This is a genomic window from Mycolicibacterium lutetiense, from assembly GCF_017876775.1.
Classification (GTDB): domain Bacteria; phylum Actinomycetota; class Actinomycetes; order Mycobacteriales; family Mycobacteriaceae; genus Mycobacterium; species Mycobacterium lutetiense.
The window spans coordinates 1,810,348-1,824,998 of the sequence record NZ_JAGIOP010000001.1; the positions used below are offsets into that span (position 1 = coordinate 1,810,348).

17 protein-coding genes are annotated in these 14,651 nt (G+C 63.9%); 9 read left to right on the forward strand and 8 right to left on the reverse strand.

The genetic code is table 11. The annotated features are described in order from the left end of the window. The first annotated feature begins 143 nt into the window (after positions 1-143). The 4 genes from JOF57_RS08730 (at position 144) to JOF57_RS08745 (ending at position 1,281) form a co-directional block, all read left to right on the forward strand. Positions 144-650 carry a lipoprotein LpqH gene (locus tag JOF57_RS08730; RefSeq protein ID WP_019346811.1) on the forward strand — a complete coding sequence of 169 codons (507 nt, stop codon included), beginning with the start codon at positions 144-146 and terminating at the stop codon, positions 648-650. Positions 651-785: 135 nt separating this feature from the next. Next, positions 786-926 carry a hypothetical protein gene (locus tag JOF57_RS08735; protein ID WP_019346812.1) on the forward strand — a complete coding sequence of 47 codons (141 nt, stop codon included), beginning with the start codon at positions 786-788 and terminating at the stop codon, positions 924-926. Beyond that, on the forward strand, positions 923-1,111 hold the full coding sequence (locus JOF57_RS08740) for a hypothetical protein (RefSeq protein ID WP_019346813.1): 189 nt from the start codon (positions 923-925) through the stop codon (positions 1,109-1,111). The genes JOF57_RS08735 and JOF57_RS08740 overlap by 4 nt, the downstream gene beginning before the upstream one ends. Further along, positions 1,108-1,281 (forward strand): hypothetical protein, encoded by a 174-nt coding sequence (locus JOF57_RS08745; protein WP_019346814.1) that lies wholly within the window; start codon positions 1,108-1,110, stop codon positions 1,279-1,281. The genes JOF57_RS08740 and JOF57_RS08745 overlap by 4 nt, the downstream gene beginning before the upstream one ends. Positions 1,282-1,463: 182 nt before the next feature. Here JOF57_RS08745 and JOF57_RS08750 read toward each other — a convergent pair whose 3' ends face one another. The 4 genes from JOF57_RS08750 to JOF57_RS08765 form a co-directional block, all read right to left on the reverse strand. Next, positions 1,464-1,724, reverse strand: a complete 261-nt coding sequence (locus JOF57_RS08750; protein ID WP_209915613.1) for a hypothetical protein — start codon at positions 1,722-1,724, stop codon at positions 1,464-1,466. Then, the gene (locus JOF57_RS08755; protein WP_019346816.1) at positions 1,714-1,866 is read right to left on the reverse strand and encodes a hypothetical protein; all 153 of its coding nucleotides are present in this window, start codon (positions 1,864-1,866) and stop codon (positions 1,714-1,716) included. Before JOF57_RS08755 ends, JOF57_RS08750 begins: the two co-directional genes overlap by 11 nt. Before the next feature lie 115 nt (positions 1,867-1,981). Beyond that, a complete protein-coding gene (locus tag JOF57_RS08760) occupies positions 1,982-2,479 on the reverse strand; it encodes a hypothetical protein (RefSeq protein ID WP_019346817.1) in 498 nt (165 codons plus the stop codon). Between the two features lie 118 nt (positions 2,480-2,597). Next, a complete protein-coding gene (locus tag JOF57_RS08765) occupies positions 2,598-3,026 on the reverse strand; it encodes an NUDIX hydrolase (protein WP_019346819.1) in 429 nt (142 codons plus the stop codon). Positions 3,027-3,105: 79 nt separating this feature from the next. On the opposite strand from JOF57_RS08765, the gene JOF57_RS08770 reads away from it, so the two are divergent. The 5 genes from JOF57_RS08770 to JOF57_RS08790 all read left to right on the forward strand — a co-directional run bounded on the left by JOF57_RS08770 (position 3,106) and on the right by JOF57_RS08790 (position 6,981). Beyond that, entirely contained in the window at positions 3,106-3,900 is a 795-nt protein-coding gene (locus tag JOF57_RS08770; protein ID WP_019346820.1) for a GntR family transcriptional regulator, read from the forward strand. Positions 3,901-4,073: 173 nt separating this feature from the next. Further along, complete coding sequence (locus tag JOF57_RS08775) at positions 4,074-4,256, forward strand: hypothetical protein (RefSeq protein WP_209915615.1); 183 nt, start codon at positions 4,074-4,076, stop codon at positions 4,254-4,256. A gap of 134 nt (positions 4,257-4,390) precedes the next feature. Beyond that, on the forward strand, positions 4,391-5,935 hold the full coding sequence (gene istA, locus JOF57_RS08780; protein ID WP_109558051.1) for an IS21 family transposase: 1,545 nt from the start codon (positions 4,391-4,393) through the stop codon (positions 5,933-5,935). Positions 5,936-5,989: 54 nt separating this feature from the next. Next, positions 5,990-6,745, forward strand: a complete 756-nt coding sequence (gene istB, locus JOF57_RS08785; protein ID WP_074360265.1) for an IS21-like element helper ATPase IstB — start codon at positions 5,990-5,992, stop codon at positions 6,743-6,745. Between the two features lie 80 nt (positions 6,746-6,825). After that, positions 6,826-6,981 (forward strand): hypothetical protein, encoded by a 156-nt coding sequence (locus tag JOF57_RS08790; RefSeq protein ID WP_209915617.1) that lies wholly within the window; start codon positions 6,826-6,828, stop codon positions 6,979-6,981. Here the strand turns inward: JOF57_RS08790 and JOF57_RS08795 are convergent, their stop codons facing one another. The 4 genes from JOF57_RS08795 to JOF57_RS08810 form a co-directional block, all read right to left on the reverse strand. Further along, positions 6,982-7,638 carry a hypothetical protein gene (locus JOF57_RS08795; RefSeq protein WP_131823433.1) on the reverse strand — a complete coding sequence of 219 codons (657 nt, stop codon included), beginning with the start codon at positions 7,636-7,638 and terminating at the stop codon, positions 6,982-6,984. A 461-nt stretch (positions 7,639-8,099) separates the two neighbouring features. Continuing rightward, on the reverse strand, positions 8,100-10,229 hold the full coding sequence (locus tag JOF57_RS08800; protein ID WP_019346823.1) for a DNA gyrase subunit A: 2,130 nt from the start codon (positions 10,227-10,229) through the stop codon (positions 8,100-8,102). A gap of 12 nt (positions 10,230-10,241) precedes the next feature. Next, positions 10,242-12,263, reverse strand: coding sequence for a toprim domain-containing protein (locus JOF57_RS08805; protein ID WP_070945708.1), 2,022 nt, complete (start codon positions 12,261-12,263; stop codon positions 10,242-10,244). A gap of 246 nt (positions 12,264-12,509) precedes the next feature. After that, positions 12,510-13,529: a DUF2637 domain-containing protein gene (locus tag JOF57_RS08810; protein WP_234709440.1), complete on the reverse strand. Its 1,020-nt coding sequence runs from the start codon at positions 13,527-13,529 to the stop codon at positions 12,510-12,512. Positions 13,530-14,651: the final 1,122 nt, after the last annotated feature.

Here is a 14,651-nt window from a genome sequence, read left to right on the forward strand (position 1 = left end):
GGTGGTCGATGTCGACCAGGACGAGGCCGTGATCAAGTACCCGTCTGATCGCCGACTGAGGAGCCGCATCAAGTGTCTGGTGCTGGTATCGGTCGGTTTAACGTCCGCCAACAACGATCCGACTCGTCAAGATTGAGGACCTGATGATCGATTCGTCCCCTGGCAGCTGCCGTTACGGCACCAAGAAGGTCGGTTCGTTGATCACTGCCGCTGCTGTCATCTCGCTCGCGGTCGCCGGGTGTGGCGCGGAACCGGCGCCCGTCGCCGGCGACGTTGCATCGACGACCAGTCGCACCGCCGCGCCAGGCCCCAGTGCGGCCACTGTCTCGGTCGGCGGGGTGCCGCTCGACATCGAATCCGCAGTGGCCTGCAGCACCGTTGGCGGAAAAGTGCGCATCGTCATCGGCACTGGTGAATCCAAGATCACCGCCATCGTCACCGACGCACACGAGCCGATCGTCGAGCAAGTTGACCTGGGCGCCGTGGACGGTCTCACGTTGCGGTATGCCTCCGACGTGGCCGGATCTGGCGCTGTGGCGAGCCGCAGCAACGATGCATTTACCGTGCGGGGCAGCGCTGCGGCAATCGAATCGGATGGGTCGACTGGTGCGGTCTTGCGGTCTTTTGCCATTACTGTCCTGTGTCCTTAGCGCTTTCTTCCCGCAGCGGCTGTAGGACGTGACAACCGAGTAGCTGCTGGTACGAGCCGGTTTCTGGCGCAAAATCTGCACCGTGTTGGTGGTAGTATCTAAAATAGAGATACTGACCTCGGGGAGGGTAAGCGTATGTCGGTCCCATCGGACATCTTGGAACTGAAGACGAGCTTGGAAACCCGCGAATATCGCATCGACGCGATCTTCGCAGACGCGCAAGCGGCTTTCGCTGGCACCGTGGCAGACGGCGGCGCAGGCGGGGGATCGCTGTGACGGCGCCAGTCACCACCGGCACGTGCGCCGATTGTCCACATGAACATGACGAGCACACCGGTGCATCCGCGTCGTGCGTTGCGTTCGTCGTCGAGTTCGGTCGCGAACGCGTCTGCTATTGCACCGGATTCGAACCTGAAGACCCCGCCGAAGCCGACAAGATCCTGCGGGACGGTGCACCGTGAAGGCGCGGCTGATCGAAGATCAGCTCTACGAAGTGGTCGACGGCCGCAAGTGGTACACAGCAAGCCGCCGACCGGACGGGTCGTACTTCGTGATGAACCACGTGGGCCGGGCCATCAGCGAGGGCTCCGATATTCATCGCCGCGTAGTCCAGGCTGTCCAGGCGGACTGATGACTGAGCCCGGTTGCCGTTCCCACGCCGCGTCGTCTGGACACCGGAGGCATCCGAATGAGTGACCGCATCAAGGTTCAGCCGGTCCGTGCTGCTGATAGACGCATCCAAGGATGGGCAATCAGCCGAGGAAACCGGAACTGGACTTCTATGGGGTGTCGCGGTGTGTGGCGCTGGGTGGCTTAGTTCGCTGGCGCGACTTCCAGCCCAGCAGGGTCCTCCCACCATTCGTGAACCCCGCGGTCGCGGTCCATCCAGAACACGGGGATGAGACCGGTGGTGGCGGCCGGCGGGCGTGGAGTTCCCGGTTCCCAGCCGAGGACCGGGTTCAGTCCGCCCATGGATCCACTGTCGGCGAGCACCTCGCCCTCGACACCGGAGCCACCTCGACGCGTGACGCGGTCCCCGACTCTGAATAGGTGTGCCGCGGGCTCAGACGACATAAGCGTCAGGGTCGCGGGTGAGAAGCTCGGCGATCGTCTTCGCCCAGGTTGGCGACTCGGCCGTGGCGATCAGTACTCGATCCTGAGTAGGACCGCTGAATCCGTACACGTGAACGTCGTCAGCGACGAACTCCTGGTCCATGTCGTGGCTCCCCTTCCGTTGCCGCGGTGAGTGATACGCCCGCTGATCGTGGCATGGGGGCCGGAAGAGCGGGCCGCCAGGCGCGTAGCTCAGATACAGCCACCATGGCTGCTTGTCAGGACTCGGCGAGGCATGCCAAGTAACCGTCAGCGCGATCAGCCGCCTCGCCGGCGAGTTCACCGATTCGCCGAAGCGCTGCGGCGGCGTCACAGCTGCGGTCATATCCCGGGTCGTCGAACAACCCGCTGCGGGAGGTGTACCAGTCGCGAACCTGCGCGGGTGCAGCATCTTCGGCAAGCGCGCAGATCAAGAGTAGGGCCTCGGCGCGGTAACCCTGCTTGCCGATCACGTCTGCAGGCTCGTGCAGCCACTGCGGCCACGGCAATCCGGCGATGACCGACGCCACCGCATCCAGCGCCACTTCGGCGGCCTCTGCACGGTCGCTGAAAGGGGAGCCGATGCCGGAGATGAACCGGTGAAACTCGCCGGCCAGCGATGCGGGTTCGGCGACACTGTCACATGTGTGCGGCGGCGCGAGGATGCCGGCACTGGTGAGGTTGGCGCAGGCGTCGTCCAGGAAAGTGTCGAACAGCTGGTCCTGAGTGCTGGTCACGGTGATCCTTTGGTGAAGTCGGGGTCCACCGTGAGAATCCGCCTCATGAGGGAGCTGATCGACGCGCGGCGCGGCGGGGCCGCGATCGCCACACAGAATCGCCCGGACGGCCGCGTGTTTAGGCGGTGACCAAGTTGGTGCCGTCGTGAGCTCGTGTGTGGACCGTGCCGTCGAACGCATCGAGCACCCGGATGGCGAACGCTGGCGTCATCGCGGCCTCGACCTGGTCCCTGGTCATCCAGCGGACGTCTTGAGCCTCGTCGGTCGGGTGAACCTCACCGGCGACAGGGCGGCACCGAAAAACCAGCGCAACAATGCCGCGGCTGAGATTCTTGTAGACGCCGGTCAGCTGCTCGACGTCGACCTGTAAACCGGTCTCTTCGCGAACCTCACGCCGTACACCGTCCTCGAACGATTCATCCAGCTCCAGAACACCACCAGGAGCTTCCCAGCGGCCGTTGTCGTCACGTCGAATGACGAGAACTCGATTGTCGCTGTCGACGACGATCCCTGCCACACTGACCGAGTGTTTCGGTGTGTCTGCCACCGTCCGACCTCCATTGGACTCGGGTGCTGCTTCGTGACACGCGTGAGCGATACCTCTAGGCTAGTCGTCTAGATATGCCATGAAAGGCCGACACGTGCTGCAACTTGACGGGATCGACAAGGCGGACGACCGTCCGCCCTATCGGCAGATCGCGGCGATTTTGCGTGCAGCCATCGAGTCGCGCCAGTTTGCGGCAGGCGAGCGGCTTCCGTCCGAAGCGGACCTGATCGAGCATTTCGGTGTAGCGCGCATGACTGTCCGGCAGGCAGTCCAGGAGCTGCGCGGCGAGGGGCTTGTTGTCTCCGAACACGGTCGTGGTGTTTTTGTGCAGGCACGTCCGCCGATTCGGCGACTGGCCTCTGATCGGTTCGCACGCAGGCACCGTGACGAGGGCAAAGCCGCGTTCAGTGTTGAAGCTGAGAAGTCCGGTTATTCTCCCCGCGTCGACAGCATCACGGTTCGGCGACAGAAGCCAGGTTCCCTCGTTGCCGAGCGACTTCGCGTCCCCGTCAGCGATGACGTCGTTGTACGGTCGCGGCGTTACCTGGCGGACGGGCAGCCAATCGAGACCGCCGTTTCCTACATCCCGGTGGCTTTTGCTGCCGGCACCGCGATCGAACAAACCGACACGGGTCCCGGCGGTATCTATGCGCGTCTCGAAGAATCCGGGCATGTCCTAGCACGGTTCACTGAGGAGGTTGGAGCACGGATGCCCACCCCTGACGAACGCCGTGTGCTCAACATCGGTTTGGGCGTGCCTGTTTTGACCGTGCTGCGTACCGCCTACGACGTGAACGATGTGGCGGTCGAAGTTTGCGACACCGTGAAAGTTGCACCTTCCTACCTGCTCGAATACGAATTCTCGGCGCGCTAAATCCCCGGAAACCCTTTCGATGGGGCCGCCATGCCTAGAACTTGTCTAGACGTCTATGTATGCTCAACCTATCTGGAGACGGGTCCATCGGATCAGCCGACCGGACTCTCATTTGCGCCACCACCAAGGACGCAGTGACGTGAGATAACCGCAACAGGAAGGGCATTCGGAATATGACCACCATCACCGCCACGGAAACCGACCTGATGCAGCGATTGCGCGTGGCAGGTGATGGGAAACAGTTCGAGGTACGTGGCGGGTCCACTCATGGGCGATCGCTGACTGTCGACGAACTGATTGCGGAACTGTCAGCGGTCACGTATTTCCCCAGGTTTGAGGGGTTGTCCGTCACGTAATTCCCCACCCTGGCTGTCACGTAATTCCCCACCCTGGGCGGTGTGTCTGCCTGGTGTGGGCCTCGTTTACCGGTTCGCTCTGCATCCATCTGATGGTGGATGGAAGGGCGCTGATGGCGAGGAGAAGTATCGTGATGCTCGATTTGGTCGAGTTGTTCACCCACTGGCACGCGGGCCGTTCGCAGGTCCAGTTATCGGAGTCGCTGGGCATTGACCGCAAGACCGTCCGCAAATATTTGGCTCCGGCGGTCGCGGCGGGTATCGGCCCGGGTACCGAGCCGCTGACCGCGCCACAGTGGTCGGAGCTGATCGGCGGGTGGTTCCCGGAACTGTCCGATCCTGCGGCGCGGGCGCTGACCTGGCCGCTGATCGAACCGCACCGGGACCAGATCAAGACCTGGCTCGATGCCGATGTCACGATCGCCACGATCGCTCAGCGGTTGCGGGACGAGCATGCGGTAGCGGTGTCGGAGTCCTCGGTTCGGCGTTGGATCGCAACACATTTCGCGGAAGAGGTGGCACGAGCGAAGGTGACCGTGCCGCGCGGGCCGGTCGAGCCGGGCAGTGAAGCGCAGATCGACTACGGTCGCCTGGGCATGTGGTTCGATCCCGCGGTGGGCCGCCGGGTGGCGGTGTGGGCGTTCGTGATGGTGTTGGCGTGTTCGCGGCACCTGTTCGTGCGCCCGGTGATCCGGATGGACCAAACCACCTGGTGCGCTTGCCATGTCGCGGCGTTCGAGTTCTTCGGCGGGGTCCCGGCCCGGTTGGTGTGTGACAACCTCAAGACCGGGGTGGACAAACCCGACCTGTATGACCCGAAGATCAACCGCGCCTATGCCGAGCTGGCCACCCACTACGGCACCCTGATCGACCCGGCGCGGGCGTTCAAACCCAAAGACAAACCCCGCGTCGAACGGCCCATGCAATACATCCGGGATTCGTTCTGGCGCGGCCGCCAGTTCGACGGGCTGCCCGCGATGCAAACCGACGCCCAGCGCTGGAGCATCGAGGTGGCCGGGGCGAGGTCGTGTCGGGCACTGGAGGGCGCGCCGCCGTTGCGGGTGTTTGAAGCGATCGAAGCCAGCGCGTTGATCGGGTTGCCGCCCAGAGTATTTGAACTGTCCACCTGGTCGATCGGCACCGTCGGCACCGACGCGCACCTCAAGGTCGGCAAGGCGTTGTACTCGGTGCCGTGGCGGCTGATCGGGCAACGCCTGCATGCCCGCACCGCCGGCGACGTGGTACAGGTCTTTCACGCCGATGCGGTGGTGGCCATCCACGTGCGCCGCCCATCGGGGCGCTCGACCGACTTCGCCCATTACCCGCCGGAGAAGGTCGCGTTCGCGATGAAAACCCCGACCTGGTGCCGGCGCACCGCCGAACTGGTCGGCCCGGCCTGCGTCGCGGTGATCGCCGCGTTCATGGCCGACAACGCCATCCACCATCTGCGCGCCGCGCAAGGAGTGCTCGGGCTGCGCGACAAACACGGCTGCGACCGGTTGGAGGCCGCGTGCGCCCGCGCCATCGCCGTCGGTGACCCGTCCTACCGCACCATCAAAGGCATCCTGGCCGCCGGCACCGAACACGCCGGCGACGAACCGCCCGCCAGCACCGGCGCGGCGGGGGCGTTTCTGCGTGGCCCCGACCAGTTCGGCACCGATACCGGCATCATCGCCTGATCGTCACCAATTCCACACTGCTGCAACATAATCAACCTTCAAAGGAAGCCCACCATGTCTATCTGTGATCCGGCGCTACGCACCGCGCTGCGCACCCTGAAACTGTCCGGCATGCTCGACACCCTCGATGCCCGGCTCGCCCAAACCCGCGACGGCGGCCTCGGCCACCTCGAATTCCTGCAAGCCCTCTGTCAAGACGAGATCGCCCGCCGCGAATCCGCCGCTCTCACACGGCGATTGCGCCGCGCCAAGTTCGAAGAACAGGCCACCTTCGAAGACTTCGACTTCACCGCCAACCCGAAACTGCCCGCCGCGATGCTGCGCGACCTGGCCGCCCTGCGCTGGCTCGACGCCGGCGAATCAGTCATCCTCTACGGCCCCGTCGGCGTCGGCAAAACCCATGTGGCACAAGCACTCGGACATCACGTAGCCCGCCGCGGCGGGGACATCCGCTTCGTCAAATGCGCCCGCATGCTCGCCGACCTTGCCGGCGGACACGCCGACCGCACCATCGGCCAGCGCATGCGCGAGTACACCCGGCCCCTGGTACTGATCGTCGATGACTTCGCGATGCGTGAGCACACCACCACCCAATCCGACGATCTCTACGATCTGGTCTCCGACCGGGCCATCGCTGGCAAACCCCTCATCCTGACCAGCAACCGCGCCCCCAAAGACTGGTACCCGCTGTTCCCCAACCCCGTCGTGGCCGAATCCCTACTCGACCGACTGATCAACACCAGCCACCAAGTCCTCATGGACGGACCCAGCTACCGACCCCGGAAACGACCCGGCCGCACCACCACCTAGACAACGCCCGCCCCGACCGGTAAGACCAACACGAGGCCCACACCTGGGGAATTACGTGACAGCAACCCCTGGGGAATTACGTGACCGACGACACGGAACTTCTTCCCGGGCCCTTCGTGTTGGGTGCCGCCGTCGAACGGCTTGAAGCCGGGTACCCGGCACTTGTCGGGATCGTCGACGCCGAAGGCGAGCGGGAAATCTGGGTGAAGACCCAGTCTCAGGACGTCAGCGCATAGTCAGTCGTTGCTGACTGTCACTTGGAACAGACCGTCTCGGGACAGGCCGATGCCGCGCACCGACCGAACACCCCACGCCGCAAGCAGGTGGCTTTTGACCAGGGAAATGGCCGTTCCTTCAGTGATTCCCTGAAGCTCGAGAATTACTTCAGCGTCCCCGTCTGGGCGCGGGTCGACTCTGACGAGAACCAGCGCGTCCGACATGCCGACTGCGGCGCACGCGCCGACGGTCGCCCATCGAGCACGGGTGCAGCCTCCGTCGGAATCCAGCAGTGCACCCGCCGCTGACTCAGGAGTCGGCGGCACGAAAGCCGACTCCTGGCTGGGAGGTTGCTCTGCTTCTGTCGATGGGGGATTGCTGCCTTTTGATCGGCCTACGGCGATTCCGGCGATGCCGGCGATGAGAAGCAAGGCTCCAGCAACTATCGACCAGGAATCCTTGTCTCCGTCAGCCAGCTTTCTCGGCAGCGATCGATCCTCTTGAGCCTGGTACCAGGCATATTCCGCCTCGCAGGCGGCATTCGTGGCATCCCTCAGTGCTCCGTGGAGGGAAGAGTTATCGTCTCTGCACGTCGGTTTCGGGGGCGATTCTTGGCACCCGGCCACGAATGTCGCAACCAGTACCACAAGAAGAAGGGTGATTGCCTTCGTCGGCATCTTCCGCATCCAGCCCCCTGCGCCCTGCGTCCGTTCGAATCACCCACGAACACAGGGTGATGTCTCACCCTGTTGGGTTACACGAATTTACGTGGTGTGGATCGGGTGCCGGTCAGCCTGGTCCGTTTTCGTCCTCAAAACGCCGCGCTACGTCGCCGCGGCCTTCGCCCGGTCATAGTTGGTCAAGGCCTGCTTCCTCCCGGATCTCGGGTACGCCGCGAAGGTGCTGGTCGGCCAACGCCGCAGGATCGGCTTCTTGGGCCTCGGCTGCCCTCGCATTCTTGCGCGACAACGTGCGCAGCGCCGACTGACTCCAGCTGCAGGATTAACGAACGCGCTCGACTGCGCGAGGAGTGCCGAGATCTGGAACTGATGCACGGTCCGGCCGCCTTAGTGCCGATCACGATGCCCCGAGGCGACAGTCCTGGTGCCGACAACCCACGGGGGCAGTGCGTACCCGATCAGTTCGCCGGAGCCACTCCGGCAGCTGCGCCCTTCACCGAGGCCTTCGCACGCTTCTCGGCGCGTATAGGTTTTCCGTCGCGCACGAAGCCAGCGGTGGAGGCGACCGTAGAAACGAGCATGCTCTCATCGCTGATGAACGGATGGAACCCAACACCGCTGCCGCCACGTCCTTTCGTCGGAATATCCCAGACAGCAGTGACTTTCCAGCCCTTCTCTGAGATCGACAAGATCGCTTCAGACTCAGCTCCAGTGAGCTGGAACGCGGCGATCACCGCGTCACCTCCATCGGAGGCCAGCTTGATGCCGAGCACCCCGTTGCCGGCGGCGCCCTGTGGATTAACGGTCGCGGGATCCAGTCGCAAGACCTTGCCGCGCCGGGTGATCAGTCCGAGGTGCGCACCAGGGGCCAACACCCCGGAGCACAGCAGCCCGGTGATGTCTGGGGCGACTGGAACGTCGCGCGTCTTTGTCGGCAGGCCTTTGCCGTCAGTCAGTTTCACTCTGCCGTCAGTCCATACCGCCCAGCCGAGACCATTCGAGAGCAACTCACCGTGACTGTCGGAGAACACGCCCCGATCATCGAGTCGCCAGTTCTTGTTGATCGTGCGCTCACGGGGGCCGTCGTCGGAGCCCCCACCAGTCACCGGCACCGCATCGAAGTCCAGGTGCGTACGGCGATCGAACTCGGGCGCGTTGAACAATCTTGTCGTCTCGACCAGCTCCGCGTCGATCACCGCGCGGCGCTCGGTCGGTGACGAGACCAGTCGAGTGAGCGTGGCGTGTTCAGCATCCAGCTTCTTCGATTCAGCCTGCAGTTCCAGCACGTCGAGCCGGGTCAGCCGGCGCAGCTGCATCGCCAGTACGTAGTCGGCCTGCTCTGCGTCGAGCGTGAACCGCGCTTGCAGCCCAGTGCGTGCGTCGTCGACGGTATCGGAGCCGCGGATGATCGCCACGGCGGCGTCGATGTCCAAGTGCACCGCCATCAGGCCGGCCACCAGGTGCCGCCGCGCCTCGACCTTCTCCAGCCGGTACTCGCTGCGGCGCAACACCACTGAATCACGCAGGGACAAAAATGCCGAGATCAGTTCGCGCACAGTCCACCAGCGCGGAACCCGGTCGCCATCAAGCGCAACCACGCTGGCCGCGAACGTGCCCTCCAGCGGAGTCTGGGCCAGCAGCTGGTCACGCACCGTCTCAGGATCGTGCCCGCGCTTTACTGTGACTGCAATGCGTAGTCCGTTGCGGCGGTCGGTTAGGTCGGACATGTCGGCGATGCCCGGAGCTTCCCCCGACTCGACTAGAGCACGGATTCGTTCCTGCACAGTGGAACTGGCAACACCGGGCGGAAGCTCAGTGATCGTGATCGTCTTACCGTCGACCACCGCCGTGCCGCGTACGGTGAACGCACCTTTTCCGGTGGTGATGTAGTCGCGAAGCCCGTCGGAACCGACCACGGATGCCCCGCAACCCCAGTCAGGGCCAGGCAGCAGTTCCATGAGCGCGTCATCGGACAACTGTGGATCAGCCAGTAGCGCCCGGCACGCCGCCATCACCTCGCGAGGGTTGTGTGCGGGAACCTTGGTGGCCCAACCTTCGGCGATGCCGACGGCACCGTTGCAGAGCAGGAACGGGAATTGCGCCGGCAGCACGGCCGGCTCAATCCATTCCCCGTCGAACGTGTCGGTCATCGGTACCGCGTGGTCTCCGAGTTCAGAGGTCAGTGCGGCACCCGTTGGGGACAGGCGCATTTCTGTGTATCGGTCGGCGGCCGGTGTGTCACCTTGAATGCGCGGGAAAGCTCCCTGTCCGTCAATGATTTTGACGCGCTGGAAGTCGGCGGCCAGAAGCGCCGCTGCGCCATACATCGCTGCACCACCGTGCGGGTGCAGGTTGCCGGTAACCGCCGAGCAGACCTTCGACGACTTCTGCGGCTTGTTGCCCGGCAGCAGCTTTGAGGCGTGCATCTGGTACAGCAGACGGCGCTGTCCAGGTTTGAGACCATCGAATGCTGACGGTATCGCACGATCGCTGACGCTGTAGAGCGCGAAGGTGAGTTGGTATCGGTTCCAGTAGTCCTCGGCGCTCTGCTCGAGCACAAGGTCACGGTTCTGTTCTGTGGCAGTCACGGTGTTGCGCTCCTAATCCAGGTCCAAGGACGAGGTATCGATGCGCGAAGCGGCGTCGGCCATCCACGTGCGCCGGCCTTCAGGAGCCCCGCCAAACAAGGTGTGGTGCAGTGCGCCGCCGAGGGCGTCGGGGCGTACCTGAATGACGGTCCGCTGACCTGGATCCAGCACGGTGTTCCAGAAGTCGTCGGCGTTCATTTCGCCGAGGCCTTTGTTGCGTTGTACCTCGACCCTCGACCGGCCTCCTGACCTCAATCGAGCTACGGCGACGTCACGTTCGGTGTCGTCCTGGCAGTAGATGCGCTGCGAGCCGTCGGAGACCACGAACAGCGGCGGAAGGGTGACGTAGACCATGCCGGCTTCGACTAGAGGCCGGTAGAAGTCGAGGAACATCGAGATCAGCGACGAGTTGATGTTGCCACCATCGGGATCGGCGTCGGAGGCGAAGAGAATCTTGTCGTATCGGCACTTCTCCGGGTCGCAATGGTCACGTACCCCGCAGTCGAGAATCCGCTCGATAGCCTGAAATTCCTCCTTGCCGCGAGCTTTTGCGACCGTCCACCCGTAGACGTTCGGTGGTTTGCCCTTGAGCGGGAACGCTGCCTGGAACGTTGCGTCCCGCGCGGCCTTGATGGTGCCCAGAGCCGAGTCACCCTCTGCTATGAACAGCTCTGCTCCAGAACCGCGGCCAGTTTCACGGCAGGGCAGCAGCTTTGGCGGCAGTGAGAGATTCGTCCCCAGCCCCTTGGCTTTAGATGCCGCACGGGACCGGGATTTGGCCCCCTCAGCGCTGCGGCGAGCTCGTGCGGCTTCGAGAGCGAGTTTCGTCCACATGGTCACGGTGTCGGTGTTCGCCGGGTTGGCCGACCACACCGCGGTGCTGCGTGCCACGTCGGTCGACATTGCCGTGTTCAGAGACCGTGACGACACTCCGGTCTTGTCTTGGCCGTTCCAGGAGACATCAGGCGCACGGGTATCGACGGCCAGCGCGGTGACCGCGGCGAAGTCCTGCGGCTCGGGGCCATCCTCTCCTTTGGCCAGGCCGAGGTCGCGCAGCCGCGCGGCGCGGGACGCCAGGGCCTCGGTCAGTCCTTTTACAGCCGCGTTCAGATGTGATCCGCCATCAGCGGTGTAGACGGTGTTGCAGAAAGAGGACACCGTTGCGGGCTCGGCCGGTCCGGCCGTCAGCGACCAGCGAAACGGCGTAGGTCCACGACCAGTCACGTACTCGCCGCGGCCCTCGACGGAGGCCCGAAGCGCGGGTATGGGGGTCTGCGCGCAGGCACACATGAAGTCCAGCACTGCGCTCGTACCCCAAGGCCCGGAGAATGACCCCAACAAAGCTGCGGGTAGGGGACCGCTTGGCCAGCCTTCGTCGATCACGGTCAGGTGCACGTTTTGGGTCATGCGCACCGCCGCGTGGGCACGCAGCAGAACCTCGGTGATGTCGAGTGCGGTGTCGGGGGCCACCGACGGGTCGAGCAGCATGCGTACAGAGGTGCCGTGCACGGCGGGCTCGCCGTTGGACACTCCACGCAGCTTCTGAGTGTCATCGCGGGTGAAGTCGGCGTCGGGATTGAAGCCGTCACCCGCGAAGCGGCCAGGATACCCACCACCAAAGCTCTGCTTGTACGTTTTCCCGGCGCGGTACACGGTGACGTCAGTGCGTCGGGAGATGAATACCGCAGCTGCAGCACCGATCCCGTTGAGGCCGGCACCGGTGGACTCGGCGTCGGCATGCGCGGTGAACTTCCCACCTGACCGCGCCGTGCCCAGTGTTTTGACGACGCCGTTCTTTCCGGCCGGGTCGGAGTCAACAGGTAAGCCCCGACCGTCATCAGTGACGGTGAACGATCCGTCGGATCTCAAGATGATCGACACCGTGGACCCGTGAGCACCTGCCTCTTCCACGGCGTTGTCGACGATCTCGCGAGCGGCGGTCTGGTAGACCCTCGCACCGAGGTTGACCTGTGGCCGCATCCGGGTGTGCTGGATGTCGTCTAGCTCGATGACATCCGCGGCGGTGTAGCTCACTGACTAGATCCTTCCGTCGGTGGCGGGGGCTGGTGCCGCGCACCTTCTTGGTCCGGGGAGGCGCATCTGGGATTGCAGTCGCGGATCGGTCGGACCTGATGCGTTTCAGGGACACCTTGCCTGCGCGCGGTGCGTTGGCCCAGGGAGCGAGCACGACACGCCGGGGGAGCGAGAACGGCCGGACCGCGCCGCAGAATCGCTCGCTGTCATCAATTCCAACGCGGGTCAGGAAGCGGCGAGCAAAGTTCAATCCAAGCCCGATTGTTGTACTTCTCGTGCTGCGCGCAGGATCCTCTGAACCTTGCTCGGTGACGTACCGAGTTCAGCTGCAATCTCCCGACTCGGCTTCTTTTCCGCGTTGTGATCCAGGACGGCGCAGATCATGTCGGGGGCAGCGGCGACACGCTTCGAGTCGAAGAGCTGGTGAGCCAAAGCGGCGTGTTTGGACCGCGACAGCTGCGACCGTCGGGGCGCGGGGTACGTCGAGCTTCCTGGCTGTGGGCGGTTCGTTTGGTCGCTGCCCGAAGTGGCGGCAGGTTCAGACGTGGACAGTGACGAAGCGGATATGGGTGCTTCAAGACCAGGTGGTGGCAGCGTTGCGCGTGTCTGGTTCTGATGCGCCCCGTCACGTGTGATGGCGGGCGTTGCTTCGCGATGCGTCGCGTCAACAGGTGCTTCACGAGCGTCGTTTCGCTGCATCACCGCGGGCCGGGCTTGCGTCACCGGCCCGCTCCGGTTGAAGCGATGCACCGCGGTGGTGATGCAGCCGCGCAGGCGAGAGATGCGGTGGCGTGCTGCGTCAGGTGCGTCATTGGTTGCGTCAGCTGCGGCGCTTTGGTGTGCCATCGCGGCGATCTCGATACGCGTCAGAACGACTAGTCCGAGAGTGCAGACCGCGATGATTCCATCGATCATCACGGGGAAGAGAGCCGCCTCGTTCGCCGTGTATCCGTACTCGATGGCCAGCGACCGCAGTGCGTCGAACGAGAGCCTGAATGCCGTGGCGGACAGGGCAATGATCGCGACAAGGAAGCACCAGTAGGTCGGACCGCGCGCGGCGATATGTGACCACAAGCCAAGCAGGTGAGTGAGACTCAACAGTGCGAACGGTGCCAGCGCGGCTGCGACAATCGGTCCGACAGCGGCGGCACCGGAGTGCGTGATCACGGTCCGAGCAACGTTTCCAGACAGGCTAGCGGTGGTGGCGAATGCCAGCAGTGCCCACAGCAGGCGACGTACGCGTGTGTGTATTTCGTAGGGGGTCACCGCATTCCCTTTCTGGCCCGCGCGCCGGGTGCGTTGGCCGCGATTAGGAAACCAGAAGTTGCAATGTGATTCGGGTGCAGGACGCGCATCGGACGAGGGGCGCTTTTTGGGGTACTGCGAGCTGTGGCACCCATAATCGACTGTGCTACAGGCCTCTCGCATCGTCGGCCGGCTGATGCGAGCCTCCTATAGTCCGCACGATGTCGTAACGCGCATGCGTGAGGAGTATTTGTTCGATGACGGCTCCGCGCTACAGGCCGCGCTACAGCGCACGCTACGGACTTCGCTACAGCGATAGCTACACAGATAAATACAAGTACCGATACAACGCCAGATACGGCTTCCCTCAAAGTCTTTGGCGATGGATAACTGACCCCGAACCCTCCGCTGTGAACCAACCGCCGACGTGCTCGTGCACGGCGGGATCAGCGGAGCGGAGGTGCACCCGTTGCGGCTCGAATTCCGCGCCGACTGATGGGCGCATGCAGGTAGCCGGCTCGCGGGTCGTGCTGACTAGCCGGGGTTGCATCTGCACCTGTGACAGCGCCTAGCGCGGACCGATGGTGGGCTGTCACGTCCCTCGATAATCACGCGGTTAAAGGCTCGCAGTCTCCATTTTGAGTCACCCGCCGCCGTCGCGCCGTGGGGGCAGGCGGGGGGAGTGTCAGCACATCCGACCATGCGGTTTTCGCGACAGCATGCGACACCCCGGCCGGCTTCCACATCCATCGCTCGGCGGCGAAGCTGGAAGCTGGCGCATGCCTCCGCAGCTGTTTGGTAGCCACGAAACTCCGGGGCGCCAGAAGAACTGATTTGCGTCACGCCGACGCATCAGTGCCCGCGGTGATTGCGTCACCAATGCAGAAGCGGTGCGTCATGAACCGTATGACGCGGTACAGCTTCGCGGAATGTTTTCCGTGTTCGCGTGATGCAGCACTGCGTCACGCGCTGCATCACGCAGCTGCGTCACGAGTCCGTCTGCAATGCGCTCAGCCGCGTCAAGCCACTGCGTCAGGTGACGCGGCGGTTGTGTCGTGCTGGTGCGTCACTCGTGCCGAATTGTTGCGTCACGAGCGCCGCGAATCGGACTCTTCACACGTCGGCGCAACAGATTGTCAATGC